Below are 21,791 nucleotides of genomic sequence, written 5' to 3' on the forward strand. Positions count from 1 at the left end.
GTTTCTTCTTACATTGTTCTTGTTATTATTAAACGGATATTCTCGATCCGCCTGCATCATTTATTCCCGCTGCATTGCATCTGTCATTTGCTCTGCCGCTGATAGTTTCATTGTACTTTCTTTCTTGCCAAATTCCTATGTGGAAATGTGTGCAAAATATGTAAAAATGTTGTTTTTTTACATATTTTATGTTAATCTGATTTTAATGTGGAGGGCAAGAAAATGAGTGATTTTTACAAAGATTCTTACAAAATACGCAAATATGAACTTTTTTCCTTGTCTGTCTGTAATGTTGGCCATCAAAAATGTGACCCAAATCATCACTGGGGTCCCGGCATAAAAGACCACTACCTGATCCATCACATTCTGACCGGCAAAGGCTATTATCACTGCAACGGAAAACTCTACACCCTGAAAGCCGGAGATTCCTTTCTGATTTATCCAAACCATGAGGTCTGGTATTATGCCGACAAGGAAGATCCCTGGGAATACTCCTGGATTGGATTCACCGGAAATGATGCTCCATCTATTTTGAAGGCAACTCGTTTTATGCCATCCTTCCCGGTGACGTACAACAATATCCACAGCGGCGAGATCAGTCAGCGTATGAACCAGATTTATAACACCCGTGGAAATGATTTTATAAATTCCGTGGAAATGGCTGGGTATTTGTACATGCTTCTTGCTATCTATATGCGGGAGGCAGAAAAAAAGAATAAGCTGAGCCGAAAAGAAAGTTATGTGATCAAAACCATTGAGTATATTTCCTCAAACTATAGTTCACCAATCACGGTTGATGATATGGCAGCCTATGTTGGATTAAGCCGGAGTTATCTGTGCCGGGCTTTTCAGGCGGTACTAGAGAAGTCGCCAAAGGAATACTTAAGTGAATATCGGATCAAGCAGGCCTGCTATCTGCTGACGCACAACGAAATGTCTATGATTGATATTGCGGAATCCGTCGGATTTGATAACAGTCTGTATTTTTCCCGTGTGTTTCACAAGCAGATGGGCATGCCGCCCACGGAATACGCCCGCCGCCACAAACCTTCCGATGAAAAAATGGAATAATTTGGGGGATATTAAAAGCAAAATCAGAGAAAATTTTCTCACTCACTAGACGTTCACTACCCTCGTTTCACAGCGGTTTCATCGCGCTCGTTCTCGGTTCCTATAAAAGCTGGTCACCTTCCACTCGCGCAAAACCTTGTGAAACTCGGTCGTTCGCTTAATCGTTCGTTGAGAAAATTTTCTCTGATTTTGTATTTCTATTTCGACAATACGCAACATTTTTTTAGTCCTCTTCTGCGTTATTGAAGACGGCTCATCTTTACCGTTTCCATGATCATCATCTTATATTGTATATCTGTGCATGCAAAACAACTTTTATTCCTTGTATCGAAAGTTCTGCATGCGCAGCATAGTACAAGGGTAAGCAATGTGGTTTCATTTTCATAGAGTAAATAGCGAAATCGAAGAATCCTTCTGCAACGAGCGATTTAGTAAGTGACTGAGCTTTGCGAGTTTTGCGCGAACGGGAACTGACCAGCTTCTATAGGAAGTGGGAGTGAGCGCGATAAAACCGATGCAAAGCGAAGGGAACGAACGGCTAGCTGTTGCAGAAGGATTCTTCGATTTCGTTTTATAAATATTAAATTTTAACCAATAATTAAACCGTAATTTCGGCGGTCATTCCAAGGATTTCTTTATTTGCATCCAGAACCGGATTTACATAATTTTTCAGGAAATTATCTACCTGCAGCGGCGCACGTCCCTCATACTTGGACGGATCCATATTTGCCTGCAGTTCTTCCAGTGTCAGACCAAAGCTCTCATCTGCTGCGATAAGTTCCAACAGGTTGTTATCCAGACCATTCTGTTTAACATTTGCACCTGCCTGCATGGAAAGCTGACGGATTTTCTCATGAAGTTCCTGACGATCTCCGCCTTTTTTAACTGCATCCATCATGATGTTTTCTGTTGCCATGAACGGCAGCTCGCTCATCAGATGTTTTGTGATTACTTTGTCATATACAACCAGTCCGTCTACGACGTTCAGGCACAGATCCAGCACGCCATCGATAGCAAGAAATCCTTCTGCCACGCTGAGACGTTTGTTTGCAGAATCATCCAGTGTACGCTCAAACCACTGTGTCGCGGATGTGATTGCCGGGTTTAAAGCGTCGATCATCACATATCTGGAAATAGAAGCAATACGCTCACTTCTCATCGGATTTCTCTTGTAAGCCATTGCAGAAGAACCGATCTGGTTTTTCTCAAACGGTTCCTCAACTTCTTTCAGATGCTGAAGCAGACGGATATCGTTTGACATTTTATGTGCACTTGCAGCGATTCCTGCAACGACATTTAACACTCTTGTATCTACTTTTCTGGAATAAGTCTGTCCTGATACCGGATAACACTCTTTGAATCCCATTTTCTCTGCGATCATCGGATCAATCTTATCAATTGTTTCCTGATCTCCTTCAAACAGTTCTAAGAAACTTGCCTGTGTACCTGTGGTTCCTTTGGAACCAAGTAATTTCAATGAGTCTAAAACATAATCAAGATCTTCCAGATCCATCAGAAATTCCTGTGTCCACAGTGTGGCACGTTTTCCGACAGTTGTCGGCTGGGCTGGCTGGAAATGAGTAAAAGCCAGTGTCGGCAGATTTTTGTAACGATCGGCAAATTTTGCAAGCTCTGCGATAACGTTCACCAGTTTTCTGCGAACTAATTTCAGAGCCTCAGACATCAGAATGATATCTGTATTGTCGCCAACGTAACAGGATGTCGCACCAAGGTGAATAATACCTTTTGCTTTCGGGCACTGTACACCGTATGCGTATACATGAGACATAACGTCATGACGCACCAGTTTTTCACGCTCTTTAGCAACTTCAAAGTTGATGTCATCTTTGTGTGCTTTCAGCTCGTCGATCTGCTCCTGTGTAATGTCCAGACCGAGTTCTTTCTCTGTCTCGGCGAGGGCGATCCAGAGACGTCTCCAGGTACGAAATTTCATCTCCGGCGAAAAAATATACTGCATTTCTTTGCTTGCATAACGCTCGGAAAGCGGGCTTGTATATCTGTCTGTACTCATAGTTGTTCTCCTCATTTCTGTTAATTTTCATTACATTTTATCGCTCATATTCACCACGGATGTCTTCTGTCGGCGGAGCTAACGGGTATGTTCCTGTAAAGCATCCCTCACAGATTGGCAGACCGTTTACCATTTCTTTCAGACGTTCAATACGCAGATATCCAAGGGAATCTGCTCCGATGAGGTCGCGGATATCCTCAATGGAACGGTTGTATGCGATCAGCTGCTCCCTGGCAGGAATATCGGTTCCGAAGTAACATGGCCATAAGAAAGGCGGTGCACTGATGCGCACATGCACTTCTTTTGCTCCTGCTTCTTTCAGCATATTTACGATCAGTCCGGATGTGGTTCCACGTACGATGGAATCGTCAATCATAATGATCCGTTTTCCGGCAACTGCCTCTTTTACTACATTTAATTTTACCCGGACACTCTGCTCACGGCTGCTCTGTTTCGGCTTAATGAACGTACGTCCCACATAGCTGTTTTTAACAAATGCGGTACCGTATGGAATGCCGGATTCCATTGCATAGCCAAGTGCTGCAGCGTTTCCGGATTCCGGAACACCGACAACCAGATCTGCCTCCACCGGCGAATCCTGTGCAAGAAATCTGCCGGCTTTGATTCTGGCATCATACACGCTGATACCATCAAAGTGGCTGTCTGCTCTTGCGAAATAAATATATTCAAAAATACATCTTCCCTGTTTGCACGGATCAATGGCATTTGTCATATCAGAAGAAATTTCTCCCTCTCCATTGATCGTAACGACCTCACCCGGTTTTACATCACGTACAAACTCTGCACCGATGGTTTCCAGCGCACAGGTCTCGGATGTAATAATATAAGAATTGTCACGTTTACCAATACATAACGGTTTGAATCCAAACGGATCACGGGCGCCGATCAGTTTTCGCGGGCTCATGACAACAATGGAATATGCACCTTTCATTTTTGCAGCGGCGCGCTGTACAGCTTCCTCAACGGTTCCGACTTTCAGACGCTCTCTTGCGATGTGGTATGCGATAACCTCAGAGTCAATGGTGGTTTGGAAGATCGCACCTGTATACTCCAGATCATGACGCAGTTCATTTGCATTGATCAGGTTTCCGTTGTGCGCCAACGCCAGTGTACCTTTTACATAATTCAGTACCAGAGGCTGCGCATTTTCTCTGGTGGAAGCTCCTGCGGTAGAATAACGCACATGACCTACACCTATGTCACCTTTCAGACGCTCCAGCTTTTCTGCATCAAATACTTCATTGACAAGTCCCATATCCTTGAAACTGGATACTTTTCCCTTTGGTCCCTGTGTCTCGCTGACCGCGATACCGCAGCTCTCCTGTCCACGGTGCTGCAGGGCGAACAGGCCATAATAAATGCTAGATGCTACATCATGTCCGTCTAAATCATAGATACCAAAGACACCACACTCCTCATGTAATTCGTCCTGTGCCATGGTCTGTTCCATTTTGTTTTCCAGCATGAATCTTTTCCCTCCAACTTACGCAGTTTTATGCTTCGAATTTTTTTCCAGTCAGCACTTCATATGCCTCTTTATACTTATCAACTGTTTTCTCGATAACCTCATCCGGAAGCAGATAATCGCTGTCCGGGTTTGCTTTTAACCAGTCTCTTACAAACTGTTTGTCATAAGACGGCTGACCTTTTCCGGCTTCATATCCTTCTAATGGCCAGAAACGGGAACTATCCGGTGTCAGCATTTCATCACCGAGAATAACATTTCCATTCTCATCCAGACCAAACTCAAATTTTGTATCTGCGATAATGATACCTTTGCTTAATGCATACTCTGCGCATTTTTTGTAAAGTGCAATCGTATAATCACGCAGTTTCTCTGCATACTCCTGTCCTTTACCCGGATAAATCTTCTCCAGATTGATCACAGTCTGCTCGTAGCTTACGTTTTCATCATGATCACCAATCTCTGCTTTTGTGGACGGTGTATAGATTGGCTCAGGCAGCTTCTCAGATTCTTTTAATCCTTCCGGAAGCTTGATACCGCAGACAGTACCATTTTCACAGTAGCTTGCCCAACCGCTTCCAGTAATGTAACCACGTACAATACACTCCACCGGCAGCATCTCCAGTTTCTTACATTTCATGCTGTTTCCATCAAATCTCTCGTTCTGGAAAAACTCCGGCATATCTTTAACATCTGTAGAAATCATGTGATTCGGTAAAATGTCTTTTGTAAAATCAAACCAGAACTCTGACATTTTTGTCAGAATGGTACCCTTTTTCTCTACTTTATTTTTTAAAATTACATCAAAGGCAGAAATTCTGTCCGTGGCAGTAATGATCAGGCTGTCACCAATATCATAAACCTCACGTACTTTTCCTTCTTTCACCGGTTTGAATGTCTGAATGCTCATAGCGATTGATTCCCCTTTTCTCTGTATTGTACTAATTTAGTCTCTGTAATTTCTGCGAAGCATGATACTTATAAAAAGTGTTCAGAAATCCGTTCACATCTGACGCATCATTTTATAAATAAAACTATCGCAATGTAATTTAAGTATAATACATTCGAAAAACATTCGTCAATCGACAATGACAGCAGAATAGAAAAGTGCGTGTAGAAAATCCAGCTTTATTTATTAGTATTTTTGTATATTTTTTCTTACTTATTAGTATTTCTTATATCTATTTTCTATTCTGCTTCTATAAATGACTATTCCTTCACACTGCGCCGATAGATTGCCACTGCAAATACTGCGCTCAGTGCTTCTGCCACCCAAAAAGCATGCCATACGCCAACAGCTCCAAAGAATCGACTAAAAATAAATGCCAGTGGAATAATCAGTACCACATAACGTGATAACGAAATAAGTAAGGATGGTATTCCTTTTCCTAATCCCTCCAGTGCACCACAGGCTGTAACAGATACTGCAGACAAGATGAAGCCGAAACAGATAATATGTAATGCAGTAACACCAGTCTGAACGGTTTGTGGATTTTCAGCAAATGCACCCATCAATTTTCCCGGGATCGTCAGGCATAAAATCATGCCTGCTGTCATAATGCAAATATTCAAGAGCAATGTCAGACGGTAGAGCTGCTCTACACGTTTATGTTCCCTTGCGCCATAATTGTAGCCGATCAGCGGGCGCATTCCCTGAATGATTCCGTTGGCCGGCATATATAAGAACGTTTGCAGTTTATAATAAATGCCAAGCACCAATACATATGTCTGGGAAAATGCTGCCAGGATCGCATTCAGCGCTGTGGTCAATACGGAAGTCAACGCCATATTCAAAATAGCCGGCACACCGATACTGTAGAGCTGCTTTGTCACTTCCCTGGTCAAATGCAAATATTCCCGACGGAAGGCCACCCGCTTTGGTTGTTTCAGATATGCAATGATATAAATTACAATCGGTACACACTGTCCAAATCCGGTTGCCAGTGCAGCTCCTGCAATTCCAAGTTTTGGAAATGGTCCGATGCCGAAAATGATCATCGGATCCAGTATAATATTCAGACCACATCCGATCAGCAGACTTATCATGGTGATTTTCATATTTCCAATTGCCTGATTCATTTTTTCCAAAGTCAGATTCACACTAAGAATAACAGAAAAAGAAAATACAATTGCTGCATAACGTGTACCAAGTGCAATCACATTCTCGTCTGTGGTAAATAATTTCAAAAAAAACGGAATGCTGACAATACATATCATTGTCATAACAATCCCATGAATCACTGCCAGCACCATCCCCTGTGTCAGTGCCTCATCGGCTTTATCTCTTCTTCCAGCGCCAAGATACTGGGCAATCATGGCATTGATGCCGACGCCAAAACCAATGGCTACTGCGTTGATAAAGTTCTGAATCGGAAATACCAGAGAAAGTGCTGTCATGGCATCCTCACTGATTTTTGCCACAAAATAACTGTCTACAATATTATAAAGCGAATTTACTGCCATGGAGATGACCATCGGAAGGGACATCGACAGCAACAGCGGAAAAATCGGTTTTTCTTTCATAAATGTCTCGTTCAATTACTTATACTCCTCCTATCATAAAGCAGATATCACTTTGTTACTCACATCTGATTTATTTGCGAATTTTAATCATAACACAAAAATGCAGATCACGAAAGCAGGTTGTCACATGCAGTGCATACAGCACTTCTTTTTTCTGTAAAACGCAAAAAAACGCCACACGACAGCACAAAAATACTATCGTGTGGCGAAAGAGCTTACTCGCGGAAAATCCACAATTTACTTTGGTATTTATTTCTTAATTAACAAACTGTGACCGGTCATTTCCTCCGGCTGTTTTAATCCCATCAGTTCGATCAGTGTCGGAGCGATATCTGCCAGGCATCCACCCTCTGCCAGTCCATAAGACGGATCAGCATTTACCAGAATAAACGGTACCGGATTGGTTGTATGAGCAGTATGCGGAGCACCAGTTGTATAATCGATCATCTGCTCTGCATTTCCGTGATCAGCGCAGATAAACAGGATTCCGTCTACGTCTTTGACTGCCTGTACAGCATCACCTACCAGGCTGTCCACACGTTCTACGGCTGCAACTGCTGCCGGGATCACACCAGTATGACCTACCATATCCGGGTTTGCAAAATTGATGATGATCACATCATATTTGTCGGATTTGATCGCTTCTACCAGATCCATGCCCACTTCCGGAGCACTCATTTCTGGTTTCAGATCATATGTTGCAACATCTTTCGGAGATGCAACCAGCAAACGTGCCTCATCTACATTCGGTTCTTCCACACCACCGTTGAAGAAGAAAGTTACATGCGCATATTTCTCTGTCTCAGCCAGGCGAAGCTGTTTTTTGCCCTGTGCCGCAAGGAACTCACCAAAGGTATTTTTGATGGATTCTTTCTCAAATGCAATGATCTTGTTCGGGATTGTCTCATCATAATCTTTGAAGCATACATAGGTCAGCGGAATGAACGGGCGCTCAAATCCGGTAAATGCATCGTCACAGAAAGCTCTGGTGATCTCACGGGCACGATCCGGACGGAAGTTAAAGAAAATAACGGAATCATTTTCTTTTACAACAGAAACCGGTTTGCCTGCCTCATCAGTGATAACCGTCGGAAGAACGAACTCGTCTGTGACGCCGTCTGCGTAAGAAGCTTCCATAGCTTTTACTGCGTCAGTTGCCTGTACGCCGGTTCCGGATACTAAAGAATCATATGCTTTCTGGATACGATCCCAGTTGTTATCACGGTCCATTGCATAGTAACGACCGGATAAAGATGCGATCTTACCTACGCCGATCTCCTGCATTTTTGCTTCCAGCTGCTCGATATAATCTTTTCCGGAAGCTGGCGGTGTATCACGGCCATCCAGAAATGCGTGTACATAGACGTTTGTCAGACCATGTTTTTTGGCCATTTCAAGGAGACCATACAGATGTGTGATATGACTGTGTACACCACCATCGGATAACAGTCCCCACAGATGCAGGTCAGAATTGTTTTTCTTGCAGTTTTCAATTGCTGTCAGCAGTCCTTTGTTTTCAAAGAAATCACCATCTTCGATTGCTTTTGTGATTCTGGTCAGATCCTGATAAATGATACGGCCTGCGCCAATGTTCATATGTCCAACTTCAGAGTTTCCCATCTGACCGTCCGGCAGACCAACTGCCAGACCTGATGCGGCACCCTTTACAAAGGGATAGTCTTTCATCAGGCTGTCCATTACCGGAGTTTTTGCCATTGCAATAGCGTTTCCTTCCGGATTATCATTTAAGCCATATCCATCTAAAACCATTAATACGACTGGTCTTTTACTCATGTTTTCCTCCAAAATATCTGTATCATTGTGCACTCCTGCCAAAAAAATGATTTTCTGCAACTTTTTACTATGGCAAAAGTATCAATTTAATTTGAGATAAATTCAGAGCCAAACGGACTCGCGGATGGCTCTGAATTGTTAAAGCATTGTTAATCTTTTTATTTATTGTAGTTTACGATTTTGCCGAAATCAGCTTTCAGAGAAGCGCCACCTACCAGACCACCATCGATGTCCGGTTTTGCAAATAACTCTGCTGCGTTTCCTGCGTTTACAGATCCGCCGTACTGAATACGGATTGCTTCTGCAGTCGCCTCATCATAAACTTCTGCGATGCATGCACGGATAGCGCCGCATACTTCCTCTGCCTGATCAGAAGTAGCTGTCTCACCCGTTCCGATTGCCCAGATTGGCTCATATGCGATAACTGCTGTTTTTGCCTGATCTGCAGTTACGTTCTGGAATGCGATTTTGATCTGCATACGGATCCAGTCAAGGTAGATTCCCTGTTTTCTCTGTGTCAGAGTCTCGCCACAGCAGATGATCGGTGTAATGCCATGTTCGAAAGCTTTTAAAACTTTCTTATTTACAGTCTCATCAGTCTCTGCAAAATACTCTCTTCTCTCAGAATGTCCGAGAACAACGTATTTTACACCTGCATCTACTAACATATTTGGGGAAATCTCACCTGTGTAAGCTCCGCTCTCCTCAAAATACATATTTTCAGCGCCGATACAGATATTGCTGCCTTTTGCAGCTTCCATAGCCGGGATGATATCGATTGCCGGTACACAAAATACGACATCTACATCTTCGTTCGCTACTAACGGTTTTAACTCGTTCACCAGAGCAACTGCCTCGCTCGGCGTTTTATTCATTTTCCAGTTACCTGCGATAATTTTCTTTCTAGCCATTTTGCCCATTTCTCCTTATATTTCAATACATAAATTTCCGATTCGTAATATGAATTTTTCAGAAATTCAATTAGTACAAAAACATTCAAAAATTCCAGATATGGAATCAGTGCAAGGCAGATGAGACGCAGGCGTACATAACGGTACGTCAAGTCTCATCTAACGAAGCAATTATTTCATATATGGGATTTTTACTTGTCGTTTGCTGCTGCTACGCCAGGCAATTCCTTTCCTTCAAGGAATTCCAGAGAAGCTCCACCACCTGTGGAAATATGTGTCATCTTGTCACCAAATCCAAGCTGGTTTACAGCTGCTGCGGAATCACCACCACCGATGATTGTTGTAGCATCTGTCTCTGCAAGAGATTTTGCAACTGCAATCGTACCTTTTGCAAGGATTGGATTCTCGAATACACCCATCGGTCCGTTCCATACAACTGTTTTTGCGGATTTTACTGCATCTGCATATAACTCAGCTGTTTTTGTTCCGATATCAAGGCCTTCTTTGTCAGCCGGGATTGCATCAGACATAACCACTTCTACTTCGATCTCTGCATCGATCGGATCCGGGAAACCTGCTGCGATGGTTGTGTCAACCGGAAGAAGTAATTTCTTACCAAGTTTCTCAGCTTTGTCCATCATCTCTTTGCAGTAATCGATCTTGGAATCATCTACTAAAGAATTACCTACTTCATATCCTTTTGCTTTCAGGAATGTGAATGCCATACCACCACCGATGATCAGTGTATCGCATTTTTCAAGCAGGTTTGAGATTACATTTAATTTATCTGCTACTTTTGCACCACCAAGGATTGCTACGAACGGTCTCTCTGGATTGTTGACTGCATTTCCGAGGAAATCGATCTCTTTCTGCATTAAGTAACCAACAACAGCTGTATCAACCAGACCTGCAACACCTACATTAGAGCAGTGTGCTCTGTGAGCGGTACCAAATGCATCATTTACAAATACATCGCAGATGGAAGCGAGATCTTTGGAGAAAGCCTCTCCGTTCTTTGTCTCTTCCGGTCTGAAACGTGTATTCTCAAGAAGGATCACATCGCCGTCTTTCATAGCTTCTACAGCAGCTCTTGCGTTCGGTCCTACAACTTCCGGATCAGCTGCAAATTTTACTTCCTGTCCTAACAGCTCGGATAAACGTGCTGCAACCGGTGCAAGCGTTTTTGTCTTTTTATCTTCTTCTGTTTTAACTTTGCCAAGGTGGGAGCAAAGAATTACTTTGCCACCGTCAGCGATCAGTTTTTTGATTGTCGGAAGAGCTGCAACGAGACGGTTCTCGTCTGTGATCTTGCCATCTTTTAATGGTACGTTGAAGTCGCATCTGCAAAGGACTCTGAGTCCTTTTACATTAATATCATCTACTGTTTTTTTATTTAATCCCATGATATTGTCTCCTTAATCCTGTTTTCTATATTTATTTCGAGTACGCATTTTCATCCTGTTTTTGAATTTATCTCCGATAAATTCAAAAACAGGATCCGGTCCAAAAGACCGGACCCTGCAGTGAGTCTTTGTTATACTTTATAGAGTGTCGATTATGCTAACTCTGCGAAGTATTTGATTGTACGAACCATCTGGCTTGTGTAGCTGTTCTCATTGTCATACCAGGAAACAACCTGAACCTGAGTTGTTCCGTTATCTAACGGAAGAACCATTGTCTGAGTTGCATCAAAGAGAGAACCATATGTCATTCCTACGATATCGGAAGAAACGATCTCATCTACGTTGTAACCGAAGGACTCGTTGGAAGCTGCTTTCATAGCTGCGTTGATCTCATCAACTGTTACGTTACCTTCAACAACTGCATTTAAGATTGTTGTAGAACCTGTAGGGGTCGGTACACGCTGAGCAGCTCCGATTAATTTACCGGATAACTCTGGAATTACCAGACCGATTGCTTTTGCAGCACCTGTGCTGTTTGGAACAATATTAACTGCTGCAGCACGGCTTCTTCTTAAATCGCCTTTTCTCTGCGGTCCGTCAAGTGTCATCTGATCGCCTGTGTAAGCGTGGATTGTACACATGATACCGGATTTGATCTTAACAAGGTCGTTTAATGCCTTTGTCATCGGAGCAAGGCAGTTTGTTGTACAAGAAGCTGCGGAAATAATTGTATCTTCTTTTGTTAATACGTCATGGTTTACGTTGTAAACTACTGTAGGAAGGTCGTTTCCAGCCGGAGCGGAAATAACAACTTTCTTAGCACCTGCATTGATATGAGCCTGTGCTTTTTCTTTGGATGTGTAGAATCCGGAACACTCTAAAACTACGTCTACGTCTAAAGCACCCCATGGGCAATTATTTGCATCTGGCTCTTTGTAGATTTTGATCTCTTTTCCATCAACTGTGATAGAATCCTCACCTGCAGAAACTGTATCAGCTTTTGCATATTTACCCTGAGAAGAGTCATATTTTAATAAATGAGCAAGCATTTTCGGGCTTGTCAGATCGTTGATTGCAACGATTTCATATCCCTCTGCACCAAACATCTGTCTGAAAGCAAGACGTCCAATACGTCCAAATCCATTAATTGCTACTTTTACTGCCATTTTTTCATTCCTCCTAGAATTAAAATGTATCCGGATCATCCGGTGGTTTATTTTTGGATGTCTCATCTGTTGTCTGTTCATTGATGTCTCATCCAATCTGCTTATATTTTAACGAATATGACTGATTTTTTCAATACTTTTCAAGCGCTAATTTTAACTTTGTTAATTTTTTCACCATCTTGTTTCTTTTTTTCTCTTTTTTTAGCAATTTGTACAAGATTTCACAATGGTTATTTTTCAATATTGATGCTTTATCCCAAGAAGCCAACCTGATTTTTATGCTATTTGCACAAAACTTTTTCCTTTTTTTAGAATTTTGATGATTTTTCCTATTCAAAATGCACGGATTGGATTGACAAAAATGTAGTGCTGTGTTTATGATAGTTTCATGAAACCGCGTAACTGCGCTGTTTATAGCAGTTTATATTTTGCATAATATACAATATAAGTCTTATGATCACCTTGAAAGGAGCTGTTTTTATGCTTTGGGATACACATATGCACACACATTTCTCAGGGGACAGTGATGCCGATCCGGCTGCCATGGTACACTCTGCTATCGCAAAAAATCTGGCTGGAATCTGCATTACAGATCACCTTGATTATGATTACCCGGATGAACCGGATTTATTCACGATTGATTTTGTACAATATAAAAAAGAAATCGGTCAGTTACAGACTGATTTTTCAGATTCGATCAAAATCAATCATGGCATCGAACTTGGATTGCAGCCGCATCTTGCAAAAAAACATCACGATCTGCTGCAGACAGAGGATTTTGATTTTGTAATCGGATCTTCCCATGTTGTACACGGTATTGATCCTTACTACCCTGCGTATTACGAAGGACGTACAGAAGAGACTGCTTATCGCGAGTATTTTGAATCGATTCTGGAAAATATTGCGGCTTTTAATGAATTTGACGTATACGGACATATTGATTATGTGGTCCGCTATGGTCCAAATAAGAATGCTGATTATTCTTATGAAAAATTTAAAGATGTCATTGATGAAATTCTGCGACAGCTGATTGATCGAGGAAAAGGGATTGAAATGAATATGGCAGGCTTTAAATATGGACTTAGACACCCGAATCCTACGGAAGAGATTTTGCACCGTTACCGGGAACTTGGCGGGGAGATCATCACTGTCGGCGCCGATGGACATGCACCGGATCAAATTGCATGGGATTTTGAAAAAGTTCCGGGACTTTTAAAGGCTGCCGGATTTGATTATTTTACGGTCTTCACGAAACGAAAACCGGAATTTATTCCGGTTTGATATGGTTGCTAAAATTTAATATCTTAAGGAAAAACGGAGAAATCGGTAAATCCTTCTGCGACGAGCGGTTCAGTAAGTGACTGAGTTTTGCGAGTTTGGCGCGAACGAGAGACGACCAGCTTTTATAGGAGTTGGAAGTGAGCGCGATAAAACCGAAGCAAAACGAAGGTAACGAACGGTTAGCTCGCGCAGAAGGATTCGCCGATTTCGTATTTTTTCACAACCTTAATTTTAATTCACACAATTTAAATTTTGCGGCACCCCGAAGAATCCCGTAATTTTTTCACACATTGTTTCAGCACATCTACGGTATAGTCGAGTTCTTCGATCGTATTATGAACACCAAGCGTAAACCGTATCGCTTCATATGCCTGACGTTCACTTTTTCCAATAGCAAGCTGCACATGGGACGCCTTCTGCGTCCCCGCGGAACAGGCCGATGCGGAAGATGCACAGATTCCTTCCAGATCCAGCAGTGCAACCACTGCCGGTCCGTTAATTCCTGCAATGCTGATATTAATATTGTTTGGCAGTCGTTTCGTCAGCGAACCATTGAGGCAGCTTTCCGGAATCTCAGTTAAAATCCGCTTGATCAGGTATTTCTGTAGTTTTCTCTCATAACGCATCTTTTTTTCTAAAATTTCTCCTGAGCAGTATGCTGCCCTTCCGATGCCGACAATCCCCGGCACGTTCTCGGTACCGGCCCGCATCTTTCGCTCCTGTCCACCGCCATGGATCATCGGCTGAAGTTTCAATCCTTTTCGGGCATATAAAAATCCCGTTCCTTTCGGACCGTTAAATTTATGCCCGCTGGCGGAAAGCAAATCAATTCCTTCTTCTTTTACCCGAATCGGAATCTGACCATAGGCCTGCACGGCATCGGTATGAACCAGCACCTTTCTTCGATGTGCAATTTCCGCAATCTTACCGATTGGTTGAATGCTCCCGATCTCATTATTGGCATACATCACGGAAATCAGAACGGTATCCGGGCGGATTGCCCGTTCCACGTGTTCCGGTGAAACCAGTCCATCTTTGTCTACCGGCAGATACGTCACACGGACACCGCTTTTTTCCAGATTTTTACATGTATTTAAAATTGCGTGGTGCTCAATAGCCGTCGTTATGAAATGCGGTGCCCTCTTTCCACTGCTGTCCACCGCAAACCTGAGTGCCCAGTTATCCGACTCCGTTCCACCAGAAGTAAAATAAATCGTTTCCGGCGCAACCTGCAGGGTATCTGCGATACATTTTCGCGACGAATCCATCGCACGTTTGCTCTCCTCCCCAAGTTCATAGCCGGATGAAGGATTTCCGTAATATCTGCTGTAATAAGGAATCATGGCATCCAGCACTTCCGGAAAAGGCTGTGTGGTAGCTGCATTATCCAGATAGACCAATCGTTTCATCATCTTCTCCCTTTCCTTCCGGTTCTGACCAATAACCCATTTGCATATGATATAAAAAAATGCAGCAGATCACAAATACTGCAATACATCGTTTTTTGTGATCCAGGCAATATTTCTATGATTTTACATACTAATACACTCAAAAATAAGCTCATCTCCGGTACACTGCTTCTGACGCTGACCGGAATTATAAGCAGGATCATCGGTTTTTATTATAAGATATTCCTTTCCCGCTCCATCGGTGCAGAAGGTCTCGGAATTTATCAGCTGATTTTTCCGGTATTTGCCCTGATCATCTCGATTTCTGCCGCCGGGATTCAGACTGTCCTTTCCCGTTATTGCGCACAATGCGAAACCGACCGTGAGGCCCGTACTTATCTGCTGGTTGGTCTGACTGGTTCCCTGTCTCTCTCTGGCTGCTGTATCCTGATCATTCAAACATATGCGCTACCGATCGGTCTGACCCTTTTGGAGGATGTCAGAACCGTCACTTTACTGCGCCTTATGACCTGGTCTCTGCCCTTTGCCTGTATCCATGCCTGCATCAACGGCTATTATTACGGAAAAAAGAAGGCTGCCATTCCGGCAATCTCCCAGATTCTGGAGCAGATTGTCCGGGTTACAGGCGTATGGATTTTCCTAGATATTCTGGCAAAGCAGGGGCTTACACCTACACCAAAAGTTGCGGTCTGTGGTATTTTGTTCGGGGAACTGGCAGGCGCACTGTACTCTCTGGCAGCCCTTTTCTTTTCTCAACCCACAAAAAAGACGGTACAGAAATTCTCTGCACCGCCTGCCTCTGTACGGATTTCAAAAATCGCCGTTAATCTGTGCTCCATGGCAGTTCCGCTTACTTGCAACCGGATTCTGTTAAGCATCTGTCAAAGTACGGAAGCAATTCTGATTCCGATGAAATTACGGGATTTTGGTTACAGAAACAGTGACGCCTTAAGTGTTTATGGTATTTTGACCGGCATGGTTTTTTCCACCATTATGTTTCCCTGTGTGCTGAGCAATTCCCTCTCCGTTATGTTGCTGCCCGCGATTTCTGAGGCCAACAGCCGCCATCGGCAGGATCTGGTAAAAAAAGCAGTCCGAAAGACTACGCAGCTTTGCGTCATCCTCGGACTGTTATGTACGCTTGGTTTTCTGTTGTGCGGAAACTGGATCGGCATCCACTTGTTTCACAATGCTCTGGCCAGCATTTATATACGGACGTTAAGCTGGATCTGTCCGTTTCTGTTTCTTGCCAGTACGCTGTGCAGCATCTTACATGGACTAGGAAAAGCTACCATTACCATGTTGATCAATCTGCTTGGTGCCATTCTCCGTATTGGTTTTATTTTTGTTGGTATTCCACGGGTTGGGCTGTCTGCCTACCTGTGGGGAATGCTTGCCAGTCAGATTCTGATCTCCGTTCTCGCACTTATCAGTCTCCGAAGGTTTCACCCAGGCGCTCCATCGCCTCAATGATCATATCGCGCGGGCTTGCGATATTAATACGCATAAATCCTGCGCCCTCCGGTCCAAACATAGAGCCTTCGTTAAACCAGATTTTTGCGTCTTTTAAAATTTTAGCATTTAATGCCTCCGGTGAAAGACCATACTCCCGGAAATCCATCCAGAGCAGGTAGGTTCCCTCCGGCTCGATCAGATGAACCTTTGGCAGATGATCTGCCAGATAATCACGAATATATTTGATATTGCCCTGCAGATATACCAGTAATTCATCCAGCCACTGAGCACCGTTCTCGTAAGCTGCCTGACAAGATACCTGTCCGAACAGGTTTGCATCGGAATAAAATACTTTGTTCATCTCGGTCTGGAATGTTTTTCTTAATTCCGGATTTGGGATCATGATGTTTGAAAGCTGTAATTCTGCCAGGTTGAATGTTTTACTTGGTGCAGTGCAGATGACTGCGTTGTCTGCGTATTCGCTCAATGTACCAAAGCTGATGTGATGATATCCCTCATAAACAAAATCACAGTGAATCTCATCCACGATCATGATAACACCATGTTTTTTACAGATTTCAGCCGTTTTGCACAATTCTTCTTTTGTCCAAACGCGGGACACCGGATTGTGCGGACTGCAAAGCAGGAACAGTTTTACCTGCTCTTCTGTAATCTTGCGCTCCATATCTTCGTAATCCATACGGTATTTTCCATTTTCCAGAACCAGCGGATTATTGACTAATTTTCGTCCGTTTTCTTTTACCACATTTGTAAATGGGTGGTAAACCGGACGCTGGATCATGACACCGTCGCCCTCTTTTGTGTAGGCACGAACCGCTGCTGCCAGTGCAAATACCACACCCGGAGTTACGATCACCCAGTCATTTTCAATCTGCCAACCAAATCGTGTGGAAAACCAGTTTTTTAATGCGGCATAATAGCCCTCTCCCAGCATGGAATAGCCATAAATACCGCGGTCTGCCACTTCTTTTAAGCGTTCCTTTACTTCCGGAACAGTCTCAAAATCCATATCCGCCACCCAAAGCGGTAAGGTATTCGGATCCAGTTTTCGTTTTGTGATCATGTCCCATTTGTAGCAGTCTGTTCCATAGCGGTTTACCATTCTGTCGAAATCGTATTTCATATTTTCTCCTCAAACTGAAAACGGAGCGGATATTCATCATCCACTCCGTTACTTTCCAAAAATTCCTTATACTCGTGATAAGTACTCGCCTGTTCTTGTATCAATTTTGATAACATCGCCTTCGTTTACGAATAACGGAACATATACAGTAGCACCAGTCTCAACAGTAGCTGGTTTTGTAGCGCCTGTAGCTGTATCGCCTTTGAAACCTGGCTCTGTCTCTGTAATAACAAGTTCAACGAACATTGGCGGCTCAACTGCGAAGATATCTCCGTTGTGTGCAAGCATTGTTACTGCCTCGTTCTCTTTTACGAATTTCAGAGCATCACCGATTGCATCTGTGCTCAGAGCAATCTGATCATATGTCTCTGTATCCATGAAGTAATATAAATCACCGTCATTGTACAGATACTGTTTCTCAGATCTGTCAACATGTGCTGTCTCTACATCCTCTGTCGGACGGAAAGTTTTCTCTACAACACCACCGGTTTTAATATTTTTTAATCTTGTTCTGATAAAAGCTGCGCCTTTTCCAGGTTTAACGTGCTGGAAATCATCTACTCTGTATACGTTGCCTTCCAGCTCGATTGTAACACCTTTTCCGATTACCTTTCCTGCGTTTGCCATTCAAAAATCCTCCTTGTATGTTAAGACTCTCGGTCTTTTCTTCTATTACCACAATCAAATGGTAATTATTACTTCTCTCTATTCTATATGAAAAACCGCGATTTTTCAACCTTTTTATGGACTATTCCTCAATTTTATGAATCATATCGATTCTTGTCTGATGGCGTCCTCCCTGAAACTCGGCATTTAACCATGCGTCAACGATTGCTTTTGCAGTCTCGCTTCCAACGATTCTTGCACCGAATGCAATGATATTTGCATTGTTGTGTTCTTTGACAAGACGTGCTGTGACAGGCTCAGAACAAACTGCTGCGCGAACGCCTTTTACTTTATTTGCTGCGATGGAGATACCAACGCCGGTTCCACAGATCAGCACACCGCCGTCCACTTCACCTGCTGCTACCATACGTCCGGCTTTCTCGCCGTACTCCGGATAATTACAGCTGTCATGTGTATCGGTTCCGATATTGATCACTTCGTGACCCTTCTCTTCCAGATATGCTTTGATCTCATTTTTCAACTCTACTGCTGCATGATCGTTTCCAATTACAAGTTTCATTATTCTTCCCTCCGTATTCCCCTGTTCTTCTTTTCAGGATCTGTGTATGATCCAAGAAAGTGTGCTATCACACACTTACGCGTTTAAAATTATCAATAGCACATCTTTCTTGCCCGCGCCGAGCATGCTTGCAAAGCAAGAATCTCTTCTCGTGCGAGTGCGCATCGTTTGCACGAAGTGCTTTTGTTTGATAGGAAATTCATCGTAATTTCCTATCAAATCAAAAATGCCAGATATGTGGCATCAATTCACAAAAATACTTTTGTGTGTTTTTCTGTATCTGCGGTAACCGATCAGCACGATGGCCTCCAGTCTGCGCTTTAAGATAATCTGGATTTCCTCTTTCCAGTGAATCTTTTTTACCATAATCGATGGAATTCCAGTTCGATTGGCTCCGAAAACATCGGTAAACATCTGATCGCCGATAAAAATCGTATTCTTCTTATCGGTGTTCATCCGTTCCATTGCTTTTTCATAGTTTTTGGTGGACGGTTTGTGCGCATCGTAAATATACATTGACTGCACAGCGTCCGCAAACGGTTTTACTCTTGGTTCCTGATTGTTGGAGATCAGGCAGGTCGCAAATCCTAGCTCATGCAGATGTGCAAACAATTTTTTTGCCTTCTCATTCGCCGGTGCGCCGTGTGTCACCAGGGTATTATCAATATCAAAAATCAGTCCCCGGTATCCGTTCCGGTACAACCGGTCAAAATCAATTTCATATGTAGATGAAATATACAGATCCGGATAAAATTTTTGAAACATAGGTTACCTCCGTTCAATTGGGAGATAAAATTTCTCCACTGATTTCACTTTATTACTCACGTCGGATAGAACAGTCACTCACATCCGAAAAAACTATTTGTCCAGAACTTTCTTCAGTTCTTCCACAAAGGTATTCACATCTTTGAACTCTCTGTATACAGATGCGAATCTCACATAGGCTACTGCCTCCAAATCTTTCAGCTTATCCATCACCAGTTCGCCGATCACGCTGCTTGGAATCTCTTTTTCCTCCATATTGAAGATTTCTGTTTCCACATCGTCGATGAGCTGATTGATCTGGTTGACAGATACCGGGCGTTTATGACAGGCTCTGAGCACACCGTCCTCGATTTTGGAACGGTTATACTGCTCTCTGGTATTGTCTTTTTTGATAATGATCAGCGGAATCGTTTCCACTTTTTCATAAGTTGTAAAACGTTTTGAGCAGTCATCACAAAGTCTTCTGCGGCGGATGGAACAGTTGTCCTCCGCTGGTCTGGAATCAATGACACGTGTATTATCACTGCTACAGTAAGGGCATTTCATCGGTCTTTCTCCTCCGTACCTATTTCTCTTATAGCTTGTGCAGACATTTTTCCGCACATATATCTACCAGTATTACATCCGGTCCGATCCGAACAATTTTTTTCCAGTCTATGACATATTCCGTGTCACATCCCACCAGATGAAACCACTTCGGAGGTCCCTTTATGATCATTGCACATATCTGTCCGCTGCATTCATCAAACTTCAGATCACAGACATTTCCCAGACATCTGCAGTCAGAGGCATTGATTACCTCTTTCCTTGAAAATTCACATAAACGCATGGTGCACTTCTCCCTTCCCTCTGTTCCTTTATTTTATTCAGATTTATAAAGGAAGTGCATCTTTCAAAATATGTATATGATAGCTGTAGCTTATCTTCTACATAGCCATACGTTCATGTATCGTTGTTATGATATTTTATTCCTTATACGTTGAAACGGAACAGGATAACATCGCCGTCCTGAACCACATACTCTTTTCCTTCCAGTCCTACCAGACCTTTCTCACGGGCTGCTGCCAGTGAACCGCACTCAAGCAGGTCTTTGTAGTTTACTACCTCTGCACGGATAAATCCACGTTCGAAATCAGTATGGATCTTTCCTGCTGCCTGCGGTGCTTTTGTGCCTTTTTTGATGGTCCATGCACGGGTCTCATCCTCACCCGCGGTCAGGTAGCTTAACAGTCCAAGCAAGCTGTAACTTGCCTTGATCAGTTTCTCCAGACCGGACTGCTCCAGTCCAAGATCCTCTAAGAACATTGCTTTCTCATCATCGTCCAGCTCTGCGATCTCCTGCTCGATCTGTGCACAGATGACAAATACCTCAGAACCTTCCTCTGCTGCAAGTTTACGCACGTTTGCCACATGCGGATTGTTTGCTCCATCGTCTGCCAGATCATCCTCAGAAACGTTTGCTGCGTAAATAACAGGTTTTGCGGTCAGCAGATTGTAAGAAGCGAACCATTCCTGATCATCTTCATCGTCGCCAACTTCAAAAGTTTTTGCAAGCTTTCCGTCTTCCAGATGTGCTTTGATCTTCTCTAACAGTTCCAGCTCTTTTGCAAGTTTTTTGTCCATTCTTGCGCCTTTGGTTGTCTTTGCGATACGACGATCCAAAATCTCGATATCGGAGAAAATCAGTTCCAGATTAATAGTTTCAATGTCTCTGGCCGGATCTACGCTTCCGTCTACATGAACAACGTTTGGATCCTCAAAACAACGTACTACGTGAACAATGGCATCTACTTCACGGATATTTGCCAGGAACTGGTTTCCAAGTCCCTCACCTTTGCTGGCACCTTTTACAAGACCTGCGATATCTACGAACTCAATAACAGCCGGTGTCACTTTTTTGGAGTTGTACATATCTCCAAGTAATTTCAAACGCTCATCCGGTACTGCAACAACACCGACGTTCGGGTCGATGGTACAGAACGGATAGTTGGCTGACTCAGCGCCGGCTTTTGTCAGTGAATTGAACAGGGTACTTTTTCCGACATTCGGAAGTCCCACGATTCCTAATTTCATATCTTCTATCTCTCCTTTAAACTTCCCTTATGTAAGAGGGTTTTACTTTCTTTTTATCGTGCCGGGTACCACGAAAAATGCTATAAATCACA

19 protein-coding genes are annotated in these 21,791 nt (G+C 43.1%); 3 read left to right on the forward strand and 16 right to left on the reverse strand.

The features are described 5' to 3' along the window. Nucleotides 1-222: 222 nt before the first annotated feature. Nucleotides 223-1,071 carry an AraC family transcriptional regulator gene (locus tag Q0I54_RS00665; RefSeq protein ID WP_296115606.1) on the forward strand — a complete coding sequence of 283 codons (849 nt, stop codon included), beginning with the start codon at nt 223-225 and terminating at the stop codon, nt 1,069-1,071. Nucleotides 1,072-1,669: 598 nt separating this feature from the next. On the opposite strand, the gene purB is transcribed toward Q0I54_RS00665, so the two are convergent. From purB to gap, 8 genes are all read right to left on the reverse strand, one after another. Then, nucleotides 1,670-3,103, reverse strand: a complete 1,434-nt coding sequence (gene purB / locus Q0I54_RS00670) for an adenylosuccinate lyase (protein ID WP_296115607.1) — start codon at nt 3,101-3,103, stop codon at nt 1,670-1,672. A gap of 37 nt (nt 3,104-3,140) precedes the next feature. Beyond that, nucleotides 3,141-4,589 carry an amidophosphoribosyltransferase gene (gene purF, locus Q0I54_RS00675; protein ID WP_296115608.1) on the reverse strand — a complete coding sequence of 483 codons (1,449 nt, stop codon included), beginning with the start codon at nt 4,587-4,589 and terminating at the stop codon, nt 3,141-3,143. A gap of 28 nt (nt 4,590-4,617) precedes the next feature. Continuing rightward, nucleotides 4,618-5,499, reverse strand: coding sequence for a phosphoribosylaminoimidazolesuccinocarboxamide synthase (locus tag Q0I54_RS00680; protein WP_296115609.1), 882 nt, complete (start codon nt 5,497-5,499; stop codon nt 4,618-4,620). Nucleotides 5,500-5,798: 299 nt separating this feature from the next. Beyond that, nucleotides 5,799-7,127: an MATE family efflux transporter gene (locus Q0I54_RS00685; protein WP_296115610.1), complete on the reverse strand. Its 1,329-nt coding sequence runs from the start codon at nt 7,125-7,127 to the stop codon at nt 5,799-5,801. A gap of 234 nt (nt 7,128-7,361) precedes the next feature. Further along, nucleotides 7,362-8,906 carry a 2,3-bisphosphoglycerate-independent phosphoglycerate mutase gene (gene gpmI, locus Q0I54_RS00690; RefSeq protein ID WP_296115611.1) on the reverse strand — a complete coding sequence of 515 codons (1,545 nt, stop codon included), beginning with the start codon at nt 8,904-8,906 and terminating at the stop codon, nt 7,362-7,364. Nucleotides 8,907-9,064: 158 nt separating this feature from the next. Beyond that, a complete protein-coding gene (gene tpiA / locus Q0I54_RS00695; protein ID WP_109215681.1) occupies nt 9,065-9,817 on the reverse strand; it encodes a triose-phosphate isomerase in 753 nt (250 codons plus the stop codon). Nucleotides 9,818-10,008: 191 nt separating this feature from the next. Then, nucleotides 10,009-11,220 carry a phosphoglycerate kinase gene (pgk, locus tag Q0I54_RS00700; protein WP_296115612.1) on the reverse strand — a complete coding sequence of 404 codons (1,212 nt, stop codon included), beginning with the start codon at nt 11,218-11,220 and terminating at the stop codon, nt 10,009-10,011. Between the two features lie 152 nt (nt 11,221-11,372). Then, nucleotides 11,373-12,386, reverse strand: a complete 1,014-nt coding sequence (gene gap, locus Q0I54_RS00705) for a type I glyceraldehyde-3-phosphate dehydrogenase (RefSeq protein WP_022034946.1) — start codon at nt 12,384-12,386, stop codon at nt 11,373-11,375. 480 nt (nt 12,387-12,866) lie between these two features. On the opposite strand from gap, the gene Q0I54_RS00710 reads away from it, so the two are divergent. Then, nucleotides 12,867-13,667 (forward strand): histidinol-phosphatase HisJ family protein, encoded by an 801-nt coding sequence (locus tag Q0I54_RS00710; RefSeq protein ID WP_296115613.1) that lies wholly within the window; start codon nt 12,867-12,869, stop codon nt 13,665-13,667. A gap of 245 nt (nt 13,668-13,912) precedes the next feature. Here the strand turns inward: Q0I54_RS00710 and Q0I54_RS00715 are convergent, their stop codons facing one another. Continuing rightward, a complete protein-coding gene (locus Q0I54_RS00715) occupies nt 13,913-15,079 on the reverse strand; it encodes a cysteine desulfurase family protein (protein ID WP_367270761.1) in 1,167 nt (388 codons plus the stop codon). Between the two features lie 114 nt (nt 15,080-15,193). Between Q0I54_RS00715 and Q0I54_RS00720 the strand changes: the two genes are divergently transcribed. Further along, complete coding sequence (locus Q0I54_RS00720; RefSeq protein ID WP_296115615.1) at nt 15,194-16,549, forward strand: polysaccharide biosynthesis protein; 1,356 nt, start codon at nt 15,194-15,196, stop codon at nt 16,547-16,549. Here Q0I54_RS00720 and Q0I54_RS00725 read toward each other — a convergent pair. The 7 genes from Q0I54_RS00725 to ychF all read right to left on the reverse strand — a co-directional run bounded on the left by Q0I54_RS00725 (nt 16,506) and on the right by ychF (nt 21,699). Then, nucleotides 16,506-17,675, reverse strand: a complete 1,170-nt coding sequence (locus Q0I54_RS00725) for a MalY/PatB family protein (protein ID WP_296115617.1) — start codon at nt 17,673-17,675, stop codon at nt 16,506-16,508. The two genes, Q0I54_RS00720 and Q0I54_RS00725, sit on opposite strands and share 44 nt — an antisense overlap. A 66-nt stretch (nt 17,676-17,741) precedes the next feature. Beyond that, nucleotides 17,742-18,302 (reverse strand): elongation factor P, encoded by a 561-nt coding sequence (efp, locus tag Q0I54_RS00730; RefSeq protein WP_109216316.1) that lies wholly within the window; start codon nt 18,300-18,302, stop codon nt 17,742-17,744. A 121-nt stretch (nt 18,303-18,423) separates the two neighbouring features. After that, a complete protein-coding gene (gene rpiB / locus Q0I54_RS00735; protein WP_109216315.1) occupies nt 18,424-18,861 on the reverse strand; it encodes a ribose 5-phosphate isomerase B in 438 nt (145 codons plus the stop codon). Nucleotides 18,862-19,104: 243 nt separating this feature from the next. Further along, entirely contained in the window at nt 19,105-19,626 is a 522-nt protein-coding gene (locus tag Q0I54_RS00740) for a YqeG family HAD IIIA-type phosphatase (protein WP_296115618.1), read from the reverse strand. Between the two features lie 93 nt (nt 19,627-19,719). Beyond that, nucleotides 19,720-20,172: a transcriptional regulator NrdR gene (nrdR, locus tag Q0I54_RS00745; RefSeq protein ID WP_109216313.1), complete on the reverse strand. Its 453-nt coding sequence runs from the start codon at nt 20,170-20,172 to the stop codon at nt 19,720-19,722. A 28-nt stretch (nt 20,173-20,200) separates the two neighbouring features. Next, nucleotides 20,201-20,455, reverse strand: a complete 255-nt coding sequence (locus tag Q0I54_RS00750) for a YlmC/YmxH family sporulation protein (protein WP_296115619.1) — start codon at nt 20,453-20,455, stop codon at nt 20,201-20,203. A 143-nt stretch (nt 20,456-20,598) separates the two neighbouring features. Continuing rightward, a complete protein-coding gene (gene ychF, locus Q0I54_RS00755) occupies nt 20,599-21,699 on the reverse strand; it encodes a redox-regulated ATPase YchF (RefSeq protein WP_296115621.1) in 1,101 nt (366 codons plus the stop codon). Between the last annotated feature and the right edge of the window lie 92 nt (nt 21,700-21,791).

Origin of the sequence: uncultured Eubacterium sp. (assembly GCF_934295145.1) — a bacterium.
In the GTDB taxonomy this organism is placed as follows: domain Bacteria; phylum Bacillota; class Clostridia; order Lachnospirales; family Lachnospiraceae; genus Eubacterium_I.

Bases quoted from the DNA above. Each gene is read 5' to 3' on its own strand.
- Q0I54_RS00665 (WP_296115606.1), top strand. From the start codon at position 223: ATGAGTGATTTTTACAAAGATTCTTACAAAATACGCAAATATGAACTT.
- purB (WP_296115607.1), bottom strand. From the start codon at position 3,103: ATGAGTACAGACAGATATACAAGCCCGCTTTCCGAGCGTTATGCAAGC.
- purF (WP_296115608.1), bottom strand. From the start codon at position 4,589: ATGCTGGAAAACAAAATGGAACAGACCATGGCACAGGACGAATTACAT.
- Q0I54_RS00680 (WP_296115609.1), bottom strand. From the start codon at position 5,499: ATGAGCATTCAGACATTCAAACCGGTGAAAGAAGGAAAAGTACGTGAG.
- gpmI (WP_296115611.1), bottom strand. From the start codon at position 8,906: ATGAGTAAAAGACCAGTCGTATTAATGGTTTTAGATGGATATGGCTTA.
- tpiA (WP_109215681.1), bottom strand. From the start codon at position 9,817: ATGGCTAGAAAGAAAATTATCGCAGGTAACTGGAAAATGAATAAAACG.
- pgk (WP_296115612.1), bottom strand. From the start codon at position 11,220: ATGGGATTAAATAAAAAAACAGTAGATGATATTAATGTAAAAGGACTC.
- gap (WP_022034946.1), bottom strand. From the start codon at position 12,386: ATGGCAGTAAAAGTAGCAATTAATGGATTTGGACGTATTGGACGTCTT.
- Q0I54_RS00710 (WP_296115613.1), top strand. From the start codon at position 12,867: ATGCTTTGGGATACACATATGCACACACATTTCTCAGGGGACAGTGAT.
- Q0I54_RS00715 (WP_367270761.1), bottom strand. From the start codon at position 15,079: ATGATGAAACGATTGGTCTATCTGGATAATGCAGCTACCACACAGCCT.
- Q0I54_RS00720 (WP_296115615.1), top strand. From the start codon at position 15,194: ATGATTTTACATACTAATACACTCAAAAATAAGCTCATCTCCGGTACA.
- Q0I54_RS00725 (WP_296115617.1), bottom strand. From the start codon at position 17,675: ATGAAATACGATTTCGACAGAATGGTAAACCGCTATGGAACAGACTGC.
- efp (WP_109216316.1), bottom strand. From the start codon at position 18,302: ATGGCAAACGCAGGAAAGGTAATCGGAAAAGGTGTTACAATCGAGCTG.
- rpiB (WP_109216315.1), bottom strand. From the start codon at position 18,861: ATGAAACTTGTAATTGGAAACGATCATGCAGCAGTAGAGTTGAAAAAT.
- Q0I54_RS00740 (WP_296115618.1), bottom strand. From the start codon at position 19,626: ATGTTTCAAAAATTTTATCCGGATCTGTATATTTCATCTACATATGAA.
- nrdR (WP_109216313.1), bottom strand. From the start codon at position 20,172: ATGAAATGCCCTTACTGTAGCAGTGATAATACACGTGTCATTGATTCC.
- Q0I54_RS00750 (WP_296115619.1), bottom strand. From the start codon at position 20,455: ATGCGTTTATGTGAATTTTCAAGGAAAGAGGTAATCAATGCCTCTGAC.
- ychF (WP_296115621.1), bottom strand. From the start codon at position 21,699: ATGAAATTAGGAATCGTGGGACTTCCGAATGTCGGAAAAAGTACCCTG.